Consider the following 16,737-nt stretch of genomic DNA (forward strand, 5'->3'; position numbering starts at 1 on the left):
AAAAGTTTATGTAGGTTCTGTCCCTTTTTCGCTTTTCGAATGACATATAGTAATCAAAATATTGAAGGAGAGTTTATGTTTATGAAGCCACCCATTAATGATTCGCCATTATTAGTTTATACTCAGTTGGCAATGCATATTGGGCTGAAAGAAGCTGTGTTGCTGCAGCAGCTGCACTTCCATTTGCATCACCAGGGTCGAGCGGGAACACAATATTCGGTATTACCAATCTTATGAACGCTGGCATAAGCAATTTCCGTTTCGGAGTGTGCGAATGATTTTAAAATTCCCTACTTTTCCAACTCCATTATACTTCTCAATATTATAATTCCTCTAATCCCCTTCACCTAAATTACCTAATTCAGCTATAATTAAATCATTATTTACGATTGGAATGATTAATTGTGAAAAAACAAGTACATGTAGTTGGAGCTATTATCGAAAACGACAAACAGGAAATTTACTGTGCACAACGTAGCCCTCAAATGTCATTACCAAACTATTGGGAATTCCCAGGTGGAAAGATCGAGAAAGATGAAACACCGCAGCAAGCTTTAAAACGCGAGATTTTAGAAGAATTTACTTGTGAAATAGTTGTAGGCGATAAAGTTGAAGATACAACTTATGATTATGGAACGTTTATCGTTCGCCTTGAAACATATATGGCTAAAATTGTGAATGGAACACCAGTTGCTTTAGAACATTCAGATACAAAGTGGATAAAGCGTGCATCACTCAATGAACTAGATTTTGCACCAGCGGATATTCCAGCAGTTGAAAAGTTATTAAAATAAGTATTTAAAGGTGGTGCTTTTATGGAGCAGTTAGTTAAAAAACTTGAAGCCTCTTTACATAAAGGGTTTATCGATCAAACAATGGCCGTCTCCTCACAGTTTAAACCGAAATTATTATCCAATAAAGCACATGAAAATGTCCTTTCGTCACTTTTACAAGAAATGAAAACGTGTAAAACGTTCACCTTTTCTGTGGCATTCATTACTGAAGGTGGATTAGCGACAATAAAAACAATGCTGTACGACCTTCAGAAAAAAGGTATTCGTGGACGCATATTAACGTCTACCTTTTTAAGCTTTAATCAGCCAAAAATGTTTAAGGAACTTCTCAAATTAACGAATGTAGAAGTTCGCGTCACCGATGTGAAAGGCTTCCACTCAAAAGGCTATATTTTCGAGCATGACCATCATTATTCTTTAATTGTTGGAAGCTCTAACTTAACGGATAGTGCATTGAAAGCCAATTTTGAATGGAATGTTTATTTAACCTCTCTTGAAAATGGTGAAGTCATCAACCATTTTAAAAATCAGTTTGAACAGCAATGGAATAGCGCGATCCCATTAAGCGAAGCATGGGTTGCACAATACCAAATTAATTATGAGAAGCCCGAATTTAATAATAAAGTAGCCTCTCCACCTTTATATGTAACGAATCCATTTAAAGAGAGTTTAAAAATACAGCCTAATAAAATGCAATCAGCTGCGCTTGAGCAGTTAAAGCTCCTTCGCCAAAGTGGTGCGAACCGTGGCCTCATCATTTCAGCAACTGGGACAGGAAAAACTTATTTATCTGCGTTTGATGTTCGAAATGCTGCACCAAAACGCATGTTATTTATCGTGCACCGTGAACAAATTTTGAAAAAAGCGATGCAAGATTTCCGCAATATTTTACTAGGTGATCCGCAAGATTATGGGATTTTATCCGGCAACAAAAAAGATTTAAATGCGCGGTATTTATTTGCTACCGTTCAAACCATATCAAGAGATCCTTATTTACAGCAATTTGCGAAAGATCATTTTGACTACATTTTAATTGATGAAGTTCACCGAGCAGGTGCGGAATCATATTTAAAAATAATGAATTACTTTGAACCTCAATTTTTATTAGGAATGACAGCAACACCGGAACGTACAGATAACTTCAATATTTATGAACTATTTGATTATAATGTGGCCTATGAAATTTGTCTTCAAGCAGCATTAGAAGAAGATATGCTCTGCCCTTTCCACTATTTCGGTGTGACGGACTATGAACTTGATGGGGAACTTATTGATGAAACAGCAGATTTACAAAAGTTAGTTCATCGTGAACGAATCAACCATATTATCGAAAAAATTTCGTATTACGGGTTTTCTGGGGATCGTGTTCGTGGATTAATGTTTTGCAGTACGAAAGAAGAAGCCCGTACTCTATCGAATCTACTGACTATGCGCGGATATAAAACGACTGCATTGACCGGAGATCACTCTCAAGAAGAGCGCGAAGAAGCCATTGCTAAATTAGAAAATGGTGAGCTGGAATATATTTTAACAGTAGATATTTTTAACGAAGGTATTGATATTCCCTTCATTAACCAAATTGTAATGCTTCGTCAAACACAATCTAGCATCATTTTCATTCAGCAGCTTGGTCGAGGATTACGGAAACATAATGTGAAGGAATATGTAACCATCATTGATTTTATCGGCAACTACAAAAATAACTATTTAATTCCGATTGCCCTATCTGGTGATAAGTCGATGAACAAAGATAATGTTCGTCGCAACACGGTTAATACGGATTACATTCAAGGGGTTTCAACGATTAACTTTGAAGAGATTGCGAAGAAGCAAATTTTTGATGCGATAAATAACGCGAATTTATCGACATTAAAAATGTTAAGAGATAGCTATTCTGAGCTTAAAAATCGGATTGGACGTGTTCCAATGCTTAAAGATTTTATTGAACAAAATTCTTTAGATCCCGAAGTCATTATTAGCTATACTCCTACCTATTATGACTTTTTAATGAAGATGAAAGAAGATATTGCTTCTATTACCGATTATGAAAAATCCGTTTTATCTTTCATTGGAAAGGACTTTTTATCAGGTAAGAGAATACATGAAATTTTATTGTTGAAACTTCTTTTAGAAGAAGAAACTATTTCAGAACAAAGTTATCTTTCAGCATTGCAAGCTCAAAATGCTTATATTCATAAAGGTACAATTGAAGGCATTGAAAATGTGTTTTCTTTAAGCTTTTTCGTAGAAGCTGACAATAAAAAATTTGGAAATAAACCTTTAATTATTAAATCGAATTCATGCTATATCTTTAATGAAGAATTGCAACTTTCACTTCGAGATGGAAATTTCAAACAGTACTTCGTTGATTTACTTGAATGTGCCTTTATGAAAAATAATCAATTCAATAATCATGAACCATTTAAACTATATGAAAAATACTCCCGCCGTGAAGTATGCCGCCTACTAGATTGGGAGAAGAACGAGGAAGGTACACTAAACGGTGGTCGTCCGAAAAATGGGGATTTCCCTATTTTCGTAAATTATCATAAAAATGATGAGAACGATCTTGAAACAAACTATATGGATGAATTTTTATCAGACGATACATTTAAATGGTGTTCAACAAAAAATCGTTATGTTGATAAATCAAAGGAAATGCAAATTCTCATTCACTCTGTTGAAAATGGGACAAATGTTTATCTGTTTGTAAAAAAAGACAATGGTGAAGGTAAAGATTTCTATTACCTTGGCCGATGTGCTGTGAATCCAAGTTCTGCAAAGCCAGAAAGAATTTTAGATAAAGGAAAATATTATCCTGTCGTTACAATGGAAATGGTACTAGAACAACCTATCCAATACGACATCTATCACTATTTAGTAGAGGAATAAAATAAAGCAAGGTGCTACCCAAGTTTTTGGGTCACACCTTGCTTTTTCTATCGATTATTCTCCCCCCTAAAAACCTCCCGCTTATGCCATTTAAAATACTTCTTGTTCTCTTCCACTCTCGCAACACGCATTTTCTCATGAATCCCATACTTCACATAGTCGATTCGCTCGATCTCAGGTGAAATATGAATTTTCCCCGTTCCATCAAATGCGATATAACCTTGTTCATACAAAGCATCATGATTACTGCAAAGCAAAATCCCATTGTGCGGATCGAGGCGCTCGTCATCTGTTGCGTCTTTCCATGGCTTCGAATGACTCGCCTGCAATAGTGCGGGTAAAGTGATGCCGCATAACGCACATTGATTATCCCATAATGGCGCTAGCTGCTTCTTGAACTTTTGCAGCCCTCTGCGTATTTTCGCCTTTGCTTCAGCTTCTTTTTCAATTAATACTGGTGCCAGTGTGTTGCGTTCTTTTTGTGCAATCATTCCAATCGCAAATTCTAGCTGCTCTGCATGTTCCTCATAAATATTTGCATCGCTAATGATTTCCAGCAATTTAATCGCAAGCATTTCATTGCACGGGTATAAAAAGCCTTGGTTGCCATCGCCGTTTTGCTGGAACGGTGAATATTTGATTGGCAATAAAGGTTGGATTTCATCAAAATGCTCTTTAATCATGATTGGAAATACCAATTCCTCATAAATTGCAGAAAATAGATTACCGATTACACCACCATTATCGAAAGGGCTCATCCCTTCATGGCAACTTTCCTGCGCAATACTAATTGCGGCAATTTCCCCTTTCACACAATGGAAAATTGCATCACCCTTTTTTACTTCCCTCATCCGTTCCCAAGAATGTGGTGTTTGCCCGCTGCTGTCCAAAATCGAGCACCATACGACCTGCTTTTCCTTTGCCTCATCGTATGTACGCCCCTGCATTACAATATAAAAGTTCATATATGCACCTTCGCTTCTTTACTTTTTATTAGTGTACCATTTCCCCTAATTTGAACGCTGAGAAACGATAATAATTTTATACCGCGGTAGAGCTCAAACAAGCTGGAATCCGCAATTTCGGACATTAATATTCACAGCTTTTTTCATACCGCCTTCAATGGATTCATAATGGATTGGGGCTTGGGCGAATTTTAAACGAGCGGCAAGACCGTGACGGCAAAAAGAGGCTGATTCCCGTAAGTTGAGGATGAAAACGGCCGCTATTAACGGTTGGGAGATTCATTTAAGTGCCTTTTTAATAAATAGACGGAGAAATTCCGCTTATTGACCCGAAAAGCATGAAAATGGAGGATTTTTCTTTGCATAACCGGAAAATCTCCCCTTATTTCCCCCGAAACGAGCCCCATTGCGCAAATAAGCGGAAAATCTCCGCTTATTTTTTCATCACTTAATTGAGAGCCAGAATCTCTATCAGTAAATATGAATGAGAGCGGCCTTTATTAAAAATGAAAAGGGATTTAATTACCGCAGTTTTTCAGCACCCTCCTTTTGCATGGTAGGACTTCATCATACGACAAGTTGGCGCGGTTTACCGGACCGGGACAACGCTTTCTTACAAAGGTATCGCAAATGCCAAAACTCGTAATCTCGATAACAGTAAAAAATCAGAGCCTGGCAATATCACTGCCAAACTCTGATTACCGAACTGTGTAAAAGACTGTTAATTTTAGTCGAAGCAATAATGTACAATCATGTCGCTTCGCTTCGAATAACTATTCAATTGTCAATGCCGGATCTTGTTCAACTCCAAACCAAACATGGGAATACTTTTCGTTGATGCCAACACCCATCGTTGTTAATGAACCCCAGAAACCTTCGCCGATAATGACGCTGTTATGGGCAGGAGAGCCTTGCCAGCCATTCAAAGCCTTTAAAGGGGTCAACTTACCAGTATAATAAATTGAAATTTCATATCCGTTGCCTGTATACTCGGTTAATTCACGAGGTTTGTCCCACATAAACTTAGCATATTGATGATCGCTTGTGTAACAAACTGGTGTCCAGTTGCCATTATTAGACCAACTATGCCCATTACAAGCAACACCACGCTCATCGATCCCATCCTTAGGCGAATAAGCATTCGAATCATTCACATGGGTTCTTGCCACTCGAGTAAGAGATTTCGAAATTGTCAAAGGTTCAAGTCCCAATGATGTACGATATTCATTAATGAGCCTTGCCAGCTCTTTCTCATCTGCAGTTAAATATTCAAGATTAACCTCGTAAGGCTGTACAGGATCAACCGGTAAATTTTCTGTTGGCATATTAGTGTTATTCGTTTGATCTTCAGGAATAGTAGTAGTTGGAATAGATGGTTTCTCCGTTGGATTCGAATTGTTTAGTTCGTTCTGTTTTTGTTGCTCAATGGCTGCCAGTCTCGTATCGACTCCTTTTTCGGCAGTTTTTAATTTGTTTACTATTCCAGATTGCGTGTTTACTAACTTTTGTTTATTTGTAATATTTATTTTCGTTTGATTTAAGCCTTCTTTTAAACTGTTATAGGTATTATTCAATTCATCTCTTTCGGCTATTAGTTTTGTTTTCTCTTTTTGAACTGCCGCATATTCTTGCTGGAGAATATTTAAAGTTTTCAAATATTGCTCCTTTTGATTAGTTGTGCCGTAATAAAGAGTTTTGTTTTTCGCCCGGTATTCCTGAATTTCTTTATTAGAAGCTGAAATAGTAGCGTGATACTCAGTAACTTTAGATTGGATTGGATTTAGTTTTTCACGTATTGACGCAATATCTTTTTCAATTTCTTTTTTTCGGACTAATAATTCATTTAAAGCAGTTTGCTCTTTCTGCAGTATTGCCTTTACTTTTTCATTTTGGCTATTTAGCAATTTAAGCTGTTCTTCTAAGCTTTCAGTCAAATTAACCTTATGTAAAAATTCTTCAACGTTAAATTTAGTGATCTCATTATATTGAAGAGTGCGCGCCAAAAATGCAGAGATATGTCCCCGTGTCAGTGAGTTTGATGGCTTAAACGTCCCATCTTCATATCCTGTCGCTATGCCTGCTGCCGCCAACTGCTGAACAGCTTTATATGCTGTATTCCCTTTAGAAACATCTTTAAAGGTTTTTGTTCCTGAAGGTAGCTCAAAAGCGCGGGAGATAAATGTAGCCATATGTCCTCTGCTGATTTTTAAATCCGGCTTGAACGTTCCATCATCGTAACCGTTAATAATACCAGCTTCTACAGCAGATTGGATATAGCCACTATTTGGATTGCTTTCCTCTACATCACTGAACTTCGTCGGTCTTTGTTTGCCGTTTAAACCAATTGACTTGACAATCATAACGGCAACTTCCTCCCGAGTGACTATGTCGTTTATACCATATGTATTGCCGGCGTCGACAATATTACGCTCTAATAAATACATAATATCCTCATAATTACTATGAGTTTCGGGTACATCACTATATGTAGCGGCCGCAGCATTTACCGGAGAGCCATTCACCAATATAAGTGCCAATACTAATGTACCAATCAATGATAATAATCTCATCTTAATCCTCCTTAAATATGTTTCAGCATATAAATTATACCATTTCCCATTATTATTAACAGATGATTGAAAAAATCAAATTTCTATCTTTAACGTCGAAGCTATTTTTAATAGACGCGTGATTGTTATGGCCAATAACAGGGATAAATGCTCTAATGGCTTCCTAAAAAATATAATCCTCATATTTGTTCAGATAATTCTCATTTAAAAATCCCTCCCACTATTTCGCCTCTCGAAAAATCCCCAAAAAATGTTATAATCCAATTAAGAATCATTTTCACTCAAAACTACAACATGTTGCGCTCCGTTTTTTGGGGCTGCTTAACAGAAAGGACTTGAAATGCTAGCAAGATTTTTTACGTATTATAAGCCGCATAAACGATTGTTCATCATCGACTTTTCATGTGCAGTGTTTGTGGCCATCCTGGAATTGCTGTTCCCGATGGCTGTGAAATGGTTTATCGATGATCTGCTCCCGACGAACGAGTGGGGCATGATCACAAAAATCAGTGCCCTTCTATTGCTGACTTATATTTTAAGCACGGTCATGAACTATATCGTGAACTATTTGGGGCACAAACTCGGCGTGAATATCGAGACAGATATGCGCCAGCAGCTGTTCAATCATGTCCAGCGCCAGCCGTACACGTTTTTCGACAATATGAAAACAGGTCATTTAATGAGCCGCATCACGAATGATTTGTTTGATATTGGAGAATTTGCGCACCATGGTCCCGAGGATTTATTCATTGCTTTGATGACATTTATCGGGGCATTTACGATTATGTTCAATATTAATGCGACACTCGCGACGATTATTCTAGTTTTCGTGCCGTTTCTGATTGCCGTCATGTATTGGAGCAATAAACGCATGAAAAAAGGCTGGAGCGTTATGTACAGCGAAATCGCGAATGTCAACGGGCGCGTGGAAGACAGCTTCTCCGGTATTCGCGTCGTAAAATCTTTTACTAATGAGGAATTCGAAAAAACACGTTTCAAAGACCAGAACGCGCTATTCCGCAAAGCGAAAATTTATGCTTATAAAGTAATGGCAGGTACGCACTCAAGCATTTACATTCTGACGCGTCTGCTGACATTATTAGTACTTGTTGTCGGGGCATGGCTATCGTTCAATAATCAATTATCCTACGGTGAATTTGCGAGCTTTATCTTATTTACAAATGTATTGATCAAGCCAATCGATAAAATCAGCGCTTTGCTCGAAATGTATCCAAAAGGCATGGCAGGCTTTAAGCGGTTCTGCGATTTGCTCGACCAGGAGCCAACAATTGTTGATCGTCCGAAAGCCTTGACTGTCGATCATTTGGACGGCGATATCGAATTTAAAAACGTGAGCTTCAAATATGCGGACAGTAAGCAAGTGCTGAACAATCTATCCTTTAAAGTAGAAGCTGGTAAAACAGTTGCGTTCGTAGGTCCATCCGGGTCAGGAAAAACGACGATCAGTGCACTCATTCCGCGCTTTTACGATATTACAGACGGGGCGATCACAATCGATGGCCATGATATCCGCGATTTGACACAGCAGTCACTCCGCAAGCAAATCGGGACAGTGCAGCAGGATGTATTTTTATTTACAGGAACAATTCGCGAAAATATCGAATATGGTAAACTGGGGGCAAGCTTTGAAGAAATTAAAGAGGCAGCAGTGCAGGCGAACTTGCTTGAGTTCATCGAAAATTTACCTGAAGGCTTCAACACGGAAATCGGCGAACGCGGTCTGAAATTATCGGGCGGTCAAAAACAGCGTCTTGCGATTGCGCGCATGTTCCTGAAAAATCCGCCAATCCTCATTTTGGATGAGGCGACATCTGCTCTAGATACAGCGACAGAGCGCATTATCCAGCAGTCGTTGAATGATCTGGCGAAAAATCGTACGACATTAATTATCGCACACCGTTTAGCAACAATCCGGGATGCGGACTATATCTTTGTTGTGACACCAAATGGCATTGAAGAACAAGGTACGTATGAAGAGCTTGTCGCAAAAGGCGGCATTTTTGCGGGACTTCATCATGCATAACTTAAATCAATAACGCCTCGGAGTTATTGCGTCCAGATTTTTTTTGAGTTTACTCAAAAGTTTCCTTTGAAAAATCTGTGACATCTGCCAGAGGCTTATCTTAATTCAGCGGGCGTTTATTAGGCCCGCCGAATTAAGATTAGGTGAATGATTGCGGTCATTCACCTTTTTTCAACGATAGAGAGAGGCGGTTTTTTAGATGAGCATTCCGATTATCGATTTACATTGTGATGCATTACTGCGCATGCAGGATCATAGGCTTCGTTTTCTCGATTCCCCGAAGCTTGATGTGAACCTTGAAAGATTGCGTACCGGTCATGTGATGGCACAGGCTTTTGCGATCTATATTTATCCGAACTTTTCTTTGGAGGAAAAACGGGCTTCCGCTTTGAAGCAAATCGCTTATTTTCAAAATGAGGTGCTTGGCGGACAAGTCGTGCAAATTAAACAATGGGCAGATTTCGAAAAACTTCAGCCGGAGCAGATCGGTGCATTTCTGACGATTGAAGGCGTCGATTTTTTCGGCGGGGACCTTTCGTTTTGGCATGAATTTTATGCGCTCGGCGTGTTATCAATCGGACTGACATGGAATAATCCAAATGAAGCGGCGGACGGTTTGCATAGTACGTTGAAGCGTGGCGTAACATCGTTTGGAAAGGATATCATCGCACTGAACAATCAGCATAAAATTTTCACCGATGTAGCTCATCTGAGTGAACAAAGCTTTTGGGATGTCATCGAGCATGCGGATTATGTCATCTCCTCCCACTCGAATGCGGCGGCAGTCTGTCCGCACGAACGCAATTTAACAGATGCGCAAATCCGCGCCATGATTGCAAAAAATGCACCGATCCATGTTGTGTACTTCCCTGAATTCATCAACGGTACAAAGCGAGCGATGATGTCGGACTTGATTCGGCATATTGAACATATTTGCGCACTTGGAGGAAAGCATCTAGTGGGCTTTGGCTCGGATTTCGATGGCATAAACGCGAAAATCAGCAGTCTTGAGCATGCCGGGATGCACCAAAACTTGGTTAATGAGCTCTTAAAGTATTACAGCGAAGCGGATGTTCGCGGCTTTGCTTATGCGAATTTCCTTAAGCATTTGCCGAGATAGAGCGCCGTGCTATACTAGAAGGACTTATTAGTGAGAGGACGTTATCATATGAACGGCAAAAATCGCAGCGATGTATACCCTGGCCTGGAAGTAGACATCGTGCTGAAAAAAGATCAGCGCACAGGCACAACAACACGCGGAGTAGTCAAGGATTTGCTGACAAACAGCAGCTTCCATCCACATGGCATTAAAGTGCGCTTAACAGATGGACAGATCGGGCGTGTGTGCCAGACATACCCGAAATAATCACCGCTTTTGCTTTTCCCGCTTCAGAAAGAGCACCCGAAATACAAGGTTTCACTTTTGAAGTGAAAAGCAAATTAAATAAATCAGGAAAAAGTATGGTGATCCTTAAAGTGATTCACCATACTTTTATTTTCGATTATGAGCGGAGGTTTTCCGGTTAATCGCTCTAAATAAGGCAAAATCCAAGGTTTTACAACATTGCAAAATCAGCATTCAGTCACCATATTTAACATAATAATCCACATTTATTTTCGCGATTCATTTATCATACGAGGAATACCCATTCGCAAATTGTGATTTCAGATGTCGGTTTGCAATCAAAAAGGGGCGAGAAAATCATTGCGACTTCTCACCCCTTCTGCTCTTTTGCGCCTTAAAAGGGATCCCGTTCAAGCTATTCCCGGTGCTCCTTTTTGTATTTACATCAATACATTATAATGATTAATGATCGTATGGCGTACATTTGCGACATGCTTTTTCAGCTGAATTTCTGCAAGCCCTGGATCGCGGCTGCGCAAAGCTTCCAAAATTGCGTAATGCTCTTCAAAGGAATTTTCGTTTCTTCCTGGCACTAAAATCGTTTTGAACTGCACGCGCTTCAGCTGCTGTTTTATAATGCGCACCATATCGACTGCCTGCTGATTGTTCGATGCGCGGTAGATGACATCATGAAAACGTAAATTCCCCTGTGAATATGCATCAAACTGCATCGTCTGCAAATGATGCTTCATCTCCGACAAAATCATCTCCAATTGTTCAATGGCCTCATCGGTAATATTTTGCGCGGCATCAGCGGCAATAAGCCCCTCCAGCACTTCGCGGATCTTTAAGTAATTGCTGATTTCATCCAGCGAAAAAGACTTAATCGTGGCCCCTTTGTTGTTTTCCAATACAACCAGGTTTTCTTGTTCCAGCTTTAATAATGCTTTTTTGACTGTGTTGCGGCTTACCCCGATTTCCACAGCCAAATCATTTTCGATTAATTTTTGGGAAGGGTGATATATTCCTTCCAATATTCTTTCTTTCATAAATTCATAGGCAATCTCAGCCGGTCTTCTCAAGATAGCACCCCATTTCAAATTCATCCCATTTTTTCTTCGTCATTTTATATTTAAACGCTTTTGACAACGTCCATTTGTCTCTAAATCTGATTCGTCACTTACTTTCCTCTTCATTTTAGCGAACTGTTTCTGTAGAAGATAGAGCACATTCAAAATAATTTTATTTATTCACGATGCTTGGCAGCCAAGTTGTCAGGAACGGAATATATGTTACTAGGAATAGAACAATAATCGAAACGAAGATGAATGGAATAATGACACGTATGAGCTTTTCCATTTTCACATCCCCTACGCTCGATGCAATAAATAAACCTGCGCCGACTGGTGGTGTAAGCAAACCGATTGTAGCATTCAAGCAAAGCATTACACCAAAATGAACAGGATCAATGCCGAAACTGTGCACAAGCGGCATGAAGATCGGCAGCAAAATAACCATTACCGCAAGCTCATCCAAAAATATCCCCGTTATAAGCAAGAATATATTCACAAGCAATAAAAAGACTAACGGGTTTGAAGAAATGCCGCCCATCACTTCCACAATCGTTTGCGGGATGCGCTCAAATGCCAATATCCAGCCGAACATGCTCGCTGTCGACATTAAAAGCGTCACTACCGCTGTTGCAATCGTCGCATTAATAAGCAGGCCCGGGAATTTTCTGAACTCAAGCTCCCCATAGAAGAACTTCCCTACAAAAATGGCTACAACACAAGCTACGGCAGCCGATTCCGTTGCCGTGAACACTCCTGAAATCGTACCTAAAATAATTGATAGAGGAACTAGGAGAGCCGGGATAATGCGCGCAAAAGCTTTTAATACATCTTGAAATTCCGCTTTTGCAGAACGAGGATAATTACTTTTTATCCCCAAAATCATAATTAAAATGATAAACGATAACGCCAATAAAATTCCCGGCAAAACGCCTGCCATGAACATATCATTAACAGACACGCCCGCCCCGACTGCATAAATGATAAATAGCATTGACGGCGGAATGATCGGCCCAAGCAAAGCCGCTGAAGCAGTAGTCGCGGCAGCAAATTCGCGTTTATATCCCGCCTTCTCCATTTCAGGCACCATGATTTTGCTCATCATCGCTGTTTGGGCAGTCGCGGAACCAATGATGGAAGCCAAAAACATATTCGCAATGACGTTCACATAAGCAAGACCACCTTTAAAATGCCCTACCGCTTTTTTCGCAAAGTCGATTAAGCGCACCGTTATCCCGGAAGCATTCATCAATTCGCCCGCAAGCATAAATAAAGGAATGGCCAGTAAACTAAAACTTTGCACACCGGAAAATAGCTGCTGCGAAATATTATTAAGCAAAAACGTTTGCCCTGTTGAAAATATATAAATTAAACTGATAATTCCTAAAATAAGGGCAATCGGTACTTTAATGACGAGCAAAATACAGAATGCAACAAGCGCCCATGTCATATCGCATCTCCCCCTTCACCTATTTGCCCTATTTCTACCTCTTCATATACAAAACCTTGCAAAAAGTGGTGAAAAGCGTGAATAAGCATGCAAGTCAAGCCAAACGGAACAGCCAAATACGGCATGAACATCGAAATTTTCAGCCCTGGAGACAGCTGTGTTTTGATGGAAGGATTTGAAATCCATTGTATCGCCATATAGGCAACGATCGCCGCAAATGCCACAACAACAGCATAGCCAACAATGAGAAACACCCGTTTCCAAAATAGGCTGACACGTTCGAACAATAAATCCAGACTCGCTGCCCGCATCGTTTTAACGCTCATGCTCCCCCCAAGGAATGTGAGCCAAATCAGCATATAAACAGCAAGTTCATCTGACCAAGTTAACGGATTTCCGAATAAATACCGGAATACTACACCAAGCGCAATACTGCCGAGCATTGTAGCCATTAATAGTACCGCCAAGAATTTTTCGAACTTATACAATATATTGCTGATGGTCGCTACTAATTTCATTTTTAATCCCCCTTTGTTTTTCCGCACTATCCAATTAAGACCTATTTAAAATAACAGGGACGGCAGGAATTTGAACTTTTCCTGCCGCCCCTTCCCTCGATTTTCAAACAGGGCTTAATGGACAGCCATGTTTTTTATTTGTTTTCTTCAATAAATGCTTTAATTGTTGGATTTGAAGAATATTGGTCATAAACAGATTCACTCAACTGCTTGAATTCCTCCATATTTTTCAATTCATTGACTGTCACACCTAAAGACTTCAGCTCTTCAAGCAGTGCATCATTTGTCGCGATGCCTTCATGTACACCCCATTCAATTACGGAAGCCCAAGTATCCGCGACAATTTTGCGGTCTTCTTCAGTCATTGCATCAACAGTTTTTTTCGAGCCGATTACGACTTCCGGGAATACGATATGCCCGGACATCGTTAAAATATTTGATGCTTCATAAAATTTTTGCGATACAGCCGCATTCAAGTCAGTATCCACCGCATCAATTACCCCTGTTGACAGCGATGTGTACACTTCCGGCAGTGGCATTGAAGCTGGTCCTGCATCGATTGCTTTGTAGTAGGATTCAAGTACTGGGCTGCCCGGAATCCGGATTTTCAGCCCTTTGAAATCCGCCAATGAATCTAAAGGTTTGCTAGATAAGATATGGCGTTGCCCAGCAAAGAATACCCCATAGCCGACCATGCTTTTCGTTTCCAGGTCTTTCATCATTTGCTGTGCTGGCCCACTTGATGCCGCATTTGCCGCAGCTTCCAAATCATTGAATAAAAATGGCATAAACCAACCGTTAATGGACTCAGAAAGACTCGACATCGTACCATTACTTAAAACAGCGAAGTCCAATGTTCCCGACTCGACCTGCTGTGCCATATCCGCTTCTTTGCCTAGCTGATTTGCCGGGTAAATATCAACCTTCATACGACCATCCGAATTTTTTTCCAGCTCTTCCGCAAACTTTTCCGCAACTTCAAATTTAATATGCGTTTCAGCCGCTTCATGCCCTAATTTAAATTTATATGTCTTCGCTTCTGCAGCCGATCCGCCTGAGCTTGCGGCATCTGTATCCGATGTTGCACTCGTTTCAATTGTTTCATCATCCCCGCAAGCGACAAGCATGATAGCCAACAGCGAGAACGTCAGCATAAATAACCATTTTTTCATTTTCTTCCCCCTTGTTTTTGCCTTGAATATTTTTAAAATTTATTATAAATGCTCTATTTTAAAAGCCATTTACAACCTTTATAAAACGGCGGTCATCTCAAATTGAACACGCAATCCTTTTTTCAGGCTCTTTTCCGTCGTGTGCCGGGCTGGACGATTGTTTTCGTTCGGAAACATCTTCAGCCATTCAATATTGACATTTTCCTTATACTGGCGGTCCACCATATAAACACTTAAATGCGCAATATTGTCCGTAGAGCCGCCAGCCGCTTTCATAATTTCCCCCAAATAATAAAAGAGATTGCGAATTTCCTCATTTACATCCTCAGGGACGATTCCTGTTTCCGGGTCAGATCCGATAATGGCGGATGTGTACACCATATTGCCCACTTTCACAGCTGCCGGTATTGGATTATCATGGTTGGAGCCTTGAATATGCAGTACTTCACGCTTAGTCATTTTGCTTCACCCCATTTTGCGCAAGCCGGTGTTCCTGTTCTGTCTCGTAATAAACGACACCTTCCGCCTCCAACACTGGCCGCAAATTATAAAAGTCCACGCTGATCTGACCGCTTTCGATTTTTTCAATCGTGCCGGCTTCTTTCGCAAGGCGCGCATTTGCAAGCTCCAATGTCGATTGCAGATCTTCTTTTTTCACTACGACAACACCGTCATCATCCGCCATTACCAAATCGCCTGGTGCTATACTTGCACCGCCGCAAATCGCCGGGGCGTTTACCCACCCGCCTTTAATTTTGTTTGTGCCTTGCGATAATATTTCGCGCGTCCAAATCGGAAATCGTAAATCCCGAATTTGCCGCACATCACGAATACCGGAATCGATAATGACCCCTTGCACACCTTTTCTCATAAGCGCCGTGACGATCAACTCGCCGATCATTCCCGCCAAGCCTTCCCCCTCTGTTGTAATGACTAAAATATCGCCAGGTTTACAAACTTCGATGGCCGCGTGAATCATTAAGTTATCGCCAGCCGGACAAATAACCGTGACAGCCGGCCCTACAATCATCGTATTGCTTAAAATCGGTTTTAGCTTCGGGCTCAAAATCCCTTGCTTTCCTTGCGCTTCATAAACCGTTGAAACATCCAGCTTCTTGTATTCTGCTAAAATAGCCGCCGATGGACGTTCAATCGTTTTCACAACATATTTTTGCATTATACGAGCTCCTCTCCTACAAGCGGGAAGAATCTGGAAAACGCTTCTGCTTGCTTATAGCTATTATTGCCTGAGCAGCGGCGCGCATGATTTCCGCGCAGCTCTGCTTTATAGCCGTAGTAACTGATGAGATGCCCTTGCGCTCCGAAACAGGCCATTGCCGCTTTCTTTTGCTCATATACATCCGTAACGTCCAAAATTACATCAGGATGGAAGCTTGAAATTTCTGATTGGTGCGGCTCAAACCCGAAAATCTTTGCCTGTTTTGCTGTTGTTGTCCCCTCTAGTCGCACCCCGTTTGATGTCGATAAAACAGCTGCATCAAACACGAATTTAGAAACGCTTTCATGGTCCGGGTTGAATGCATCGCGTGGTCCATGTGTAATAATGATATGCGGCTTCACTTCACGGATTTTTCGAGTCAATCTCTCCATGCGTTCTTCGTTGATTTCCATATGGTAGTCCTGATAATCCCAAATCTCGATATTTTCCTCCGTTAAGCCTAGGCATTTCGCTGCCGCCAGAAGCTCTTCCTTCCGAGTAGTTTTTACATTTTCGAGTGTCTGTCCTTCAATATTCCATAAATCATTGGATTCCCCGCGTGCGCCATAGCTTAAAACAACGAGCTGCACATTCGCGCCGTTTTTTACATACTTTGCGATAGCCCCGCCCCCGCGCCATACAAAATCCGCTGCGTGTGCACTTATTACCAATACATTTGTGTTTGAATCAATCATCGT

Annotated in this window: 15 protein-coding genes; 5 read left to right on the forward strand and 10 right to left on the reverse strand. The window is 40.6% G+C overall.

Going from position 1 to position 16,737, the window contains the following annotated elements; translation table 11 throughout:
- Window positions 1–94 precede the first annotated feature (94 nt).
- Complete coding sequence (locus tag ACTHOQ_RS03930) at window positions 95–247, reverse strand: hypothetical protein (RefSeq protein ID WP_440494365.1); 153 nt, start codon at window positions 245–247, stop codon at window positions 95–97.
- A 157-nt stretch (window positions 248–404) separates the two neighbouring features.
- On the opposite strand from ACTHOQ_RS03930, the gene ACTHOQ_RS03935 reads away from it, so the two are divergent.
- Window positions 405–794 carry a (deoxy)nucleoside triphosphate pyrophosphohydrolase gene (locus ACTHOQ_RS03935; RefSeq protein ID WP_440494366.1) on the forward strand — a complete coding sequence of 130 codons (390 nt, stop codon included), beginning with the start codon at window positions 405–407 and terminating at the stop codon, window positions 792–794.
- Between the two features lie 21 nt (window positions 795–815).
- Entirely contained in the window at window positions 816–3,686 is a 2,871-nt protein-coding gene (locus ACTHOQ_RS03940) for a DEAD/DEAH box helicase (protein ID WP_440494367.1), read from the forward strand.
- A gap of 47 nt (window positions 3,687–3,733) precedes the next feature.
- On the opposite strand, the gene ACTHOQ_RS03945 is transcribed toward ACTHOQ_RS03940, so the two are convergent.
- Together ACTHOQ_RS03945 and ACTHOQ_RS03950 are read right to left on the reverse strand one after the other, a co-directional pair.
- Window positions 3,734–4,651, reverse strand: coding sequence for an HNH endonuclease (locus ACTHOQ_RS03945; RefSeq protein ID WP_440494368.1), 918 nt, complete (start codon window positions 4,649–4,651; stop codon window positions 3,734–3,736).
- Window positions 4,652–5,424: 773 nt separating this feature from the next.
- The gene (locus ACTHOQ_RS03950) at window positions 5,425–7,221 is read right to left on the reverse strand and encodes an S-layer homology domain-containing protein (protein WP_440494369.1); all 1,797 of its coding nucleotides are present in this window, start codon (window positions 7,219–7,221) and stop codon (window positions 5,425–5,427) included.
- 340 nt (window positions 7,222–7,561) lie between these two features.
- On the opposite strand from ACTHOQ_RS03950, the gene ACTHOQ_RS03955 reads away from it, so the two are divergent.
- The 3 genes from ACTHOQ_RS03955 to ACTHOQ_RS03965 all read left to right on the forward strand — a co-directional run bounded on the left by ACTHOQ_RS03955 (window position 7,562) and on the right by ACTHOQ_RS03965 (window position 10,631).
- Window positions 7,562–9,265, forward strand: coding sequence for an ABC transporter ATP-binding protein (locus ACTHOQ_RS03955; protein ID WP_440494370.1), 1,704 nt, complete (start codon window positions 7,562–7,564; stop codon window positions 9,263–9,265).
- Between the two features lie 199 nt (window positions 9,266–9,464).
- Window positions 9,465–10,385 carry a dipeptidase gene (locus ACTHOQ_RS03960; RefSeq protein ID WP_440494371.1) on the forward strand — a complete coding sequence of 307 codons (921 nt, stop codon included), beginning with the start codon at window positions 9,465–9,467 and terminating at the stop codon, window positions 10,383–10,385.
- A 48-nt stretch (window positions 10,386–10,433) separates the two neighbouring features.
- Complete coding sequence (locus tag ACTHOQ_RS03965) at window positions 10,434–10,631, forward strand: YwbE family protein (RefSeq protein ID WP_440494457.1); 198 nt, start codon at window positions 10,434–10,436, stop codon at window positions 10,629–10,631.
- 419 nt (window positions 10,632–11,050) lie between these two features.
- Here the strand turns inward: ACTHOQ_RS03965 and ACTHOQ_RS03970 are convergent, their stop codons facing one another.
- From ACTHOQ_RS03970 to ACTHOQ_RS04000, 7 genes are all read right to left on the reverse strand, one after another.
- A complete protein-coding gene (locus ACTHOQ_RS03970) occupies window positions 11,051–11,692 on the reverse strand; it encodes a GntR family transcriptional regulator (RefSeq protein ID WP_440494372.1) in 642 nt (213 codons plus the stop codon).
- Between the two features lie 160 nt (window positions 11,693–11,852).
- A complete protein-coding gene (locus tag ACTHOQ_RS03975) occupies window positions 11,853–13,130 on the reverse strand; it encodes a TRAP transporter large permease (RefSeq protein ID WP_440494373.1) in 1,278 nt (425 codons plus the stop codon).
- Window positions 13,127–13,648 carry a TRAP transporter small permease gene (locus ACTHOQ_RS03980; RefSeq protein WP_440494374.1) on the reverse strand — a complete coding sequence of 174 codons (522 nt, stop codon included), beginning with the start codon at window positions 13,646–13,648 and terminating at the stop codon, window positions 13,127–13,129. The genes ACTHOQ_RS03975 and ACTHOQ_RS03980 overlap by 4 nt, the downstream gene beginning before the upstream one ends.
- A gap of 134 nt (window positions 13,649–13,782) precedes the next feature.
- The gene (locus ACTHOQ_RS03985; RefSeq protein WP_440494375.1) at window positions 13,783–14,820 is read right to left on the reverse strand and encodes a TRAP transporter substrate-binding protein; all 1,038 of its coding nucleotides are present in this window, start codon (window positions 14,818–14,820) and stop codon (window positions 13,783–13,785) included.
- 78 nt (window positions 14,821–14,898) lie between these two features.
- Window positions 14,899–15,279, reverse strand: coding sequence for a RidA family protein (locus ACTHOQ_RS03990; RefSeq protein WP_440494376.1), 381 nt, complete (start codon window positions 15,277–15,279; stop codon window positions 14,899–14,901).
- A complete protein-coding gene (locus ACTHOQ_RS03995; protein ID WP_440494377.1) occupies window positions 15,272–15,997 on the reverse strand; it encodes a 4-carboxy-4-hydroxy-2-oxoadipate aldolase/oxaloacetate decarboxylase in 726 nt (241 codons plus the stop codon). The genes ACTHOQ_RS03990 and ACTHOQ_RS03995 overlap by 8 nt, the downstream gene beginning before the upstream one ends.
- Window positions 15,997–16,734 (reverse strand): PIG-L deacetylase family protein, encoded by a 738-nt coding sequence (locus ACTHOQ_RS04000; RefSeq protein ID WP_440494378.1) that lies wholly within the window; start codon window positions 16,732–16,734, stop codon window positions 15,997–15,999. Before ACTHOQ_RS04000 ends, ACTHOQ_RS03995 begins: the two co-directional genes overlap by 1 nt.
- Between the last annotated feature and the right edge of the window lie 3 nt (window positions 16,735–16,737).

This window comes from Solibacillus silvestris (assembly GCF_051967575.1).
Lineage (GTDB): Bacteria > Bacillota > Bacilli > Bacillales_A > Planococcaceae > Solibacillus > Solibacillus silvestris_B.